Source organism: Streptomyces sp. UNOB3_S3, from assembly GCF_020740895.1.
Taxonomy (GTDB): Bacteria; Actinomycetota; Actinomycetes; order Streptomycetales; family Streptomycetaceae; genus Streptomyces.
Map to the genome: position 1 here is coordinate 1 of NZ_JAILXP010000662.1, position 1,723 is coordinate 1,723.

A 1,723-nucleotide genomic window follows, 5' to 3' on the forward strand; every position below is an offset into this window, starting at 1 on the left:
GGCTCGTCCGCCGGGGCCTGTTCGAGGATGACGTGGGCGTTGGTGCCGCTGATGCCGAAGGAGGACACACCGGCCCGGCGCGGCCGGTCGCCGCCGGGCCACTCGGTGGCTTCGGCGAGCAGGGCGACGGCGCCGCCGGTCCAGTCGACGTGCGGGGTGGGCTCGTCGATGTGGAGGCTCCGCGGCAGGAGGCCGTGGCGCATGGCCAGGACCATCTTCATGATGCCCGCGACACCGGCGGCGGCCTGGGTGTGGCCGATGTTGGACTTCACCGAGCCCAGCCACAGCGGCCGGTCCCCGTCGCGGTCCTGACCGTAGGTGGCCAGCAGCGCCTGAGCCTCGATCGGGTCGCCGAGGGTGGTGCCCGTGCCGTGGGCCTCCACGGCGTCGACGTCGGTCGCGTCCAGGCCCGCGTTGGCGAGGGCCTGGCGGATGACGCGCTGCTGCGACGGGCCGTTCGGCGCGCTCAGTCCGTTGGACGCGCCGTCCTGGTTGACGGCGGAGCCGCGTACGACCGCCAGCACCGGGTGGCCGTTGCGCCGCGCGTCCGACAGCCGCTCCACCAGGAGCAGGCCGACGCCCTCGCTCCAGCCGGTGCCGTCGGCGGCGGCCGCGAAGGGCTTGCAGCGGCCGTCGGCGGCGAGGCCGCGCTGCCGGGAGAACTCCACGAAGGAGTACGGGGTCGACATGACCGTCACACCGCCCGCGACGGCGAGCGTGCACTCGCCCTGGCGCAGCGACTGCGCGGCCATGTGCAGGGCGACCAGCGACGACGAGCACGCCGTGTCGACGGTGACGGCCGGGCCCTCGAAGCCGAAGGTGTAGGCGACACGGCCGGAGACGACGCTCATGGCGTTGCCGGTCAGCAGGTGGCCCGCGACCTCGTCGCGGGTGCCGTCGAGGATGGTCTGGTAGTCGTTCGAGTTGGTGCCGGCGAACACGCCGGTGCGGCTGCCGCGCAGGGACGCCGGGTCGATGCCGGCCCGTTCCAGGACCTCCCAGGTGGTCTCCAGCAGGAGCCGCTGCTGCGGGTCCATGGCGAGCGCCTCGCGCGGCGAGATGCCGAAGAACCCGGCGTCGAACCCGGCCGCGTCCGTGAGGAAGCCGCCCTCGCGGACGTAGCTGGTGCCCTGGTGGTCGGGGTCGGGGTGGTGGAGGCCCCCGGTGTCCCAGCCGCGGTCCTCGGGGAAGGGGACGATGCCGTCGGCGCCCTCGGCGAGGAGCCGCCAGAAGTCCTCCGGGGAGTTGGCGCCGCCGGGGAAGCGACAGGCCATGCCGACGATCGCCACGGGCTCGTCCGAGGCGGCGGCCGCGGCGGTCTGTTCGAGGGAGGAGCCCGTCGCGCCCAGCACCTCGGTGCGCAGGAGCGCGGCCACGGCGGCGGCCGTGGGGTGGTCGAAGAGCAGGGTGGCGGGCAGCCGTACCCCGGCCGCGGCGGAGAGCCGGTTGCGCAGCTCGACGGCCGTCAGGGAGTCGAAGCCCAGGTCGCGGAAGGCCCGCCCCGCGTCGATGCCGTCGGGCGAGGCGTGGCCGAGGACCTTGGCGATCTCCTCGCGGACCAGGTCGACGAGTACGCGCTCCTGTTCGGCGGCCGGACGGCCCGCGAGGCGGTCGCGCAGCGGCGACCCGCCGGGTGCCGCGCCGGGGGCACGGCCGGCTTCGCCGGCCCGGCGGGCCTCGGGGACGCCGTCGATCAGGGGGCAGGGGCGGGTGGCGGTGAGGG

At 75.6% G+C, this 1,723-nt stretch carries 1 protein-coding gene; it reads right to left on the bottom strand.

Going from position 1 to position 1,723, the window contains the following annotated elements; genetic code table 11:
- Positions 1-1,723 (bottom strand): beta-ketoacyl synthase N-terminal-like domain-containing protein (locus K6I33_RS34815; RefSeq protein ID WP_229358794.1); only part of this gene is annotated, 1,723 nt, incomplete at both ends.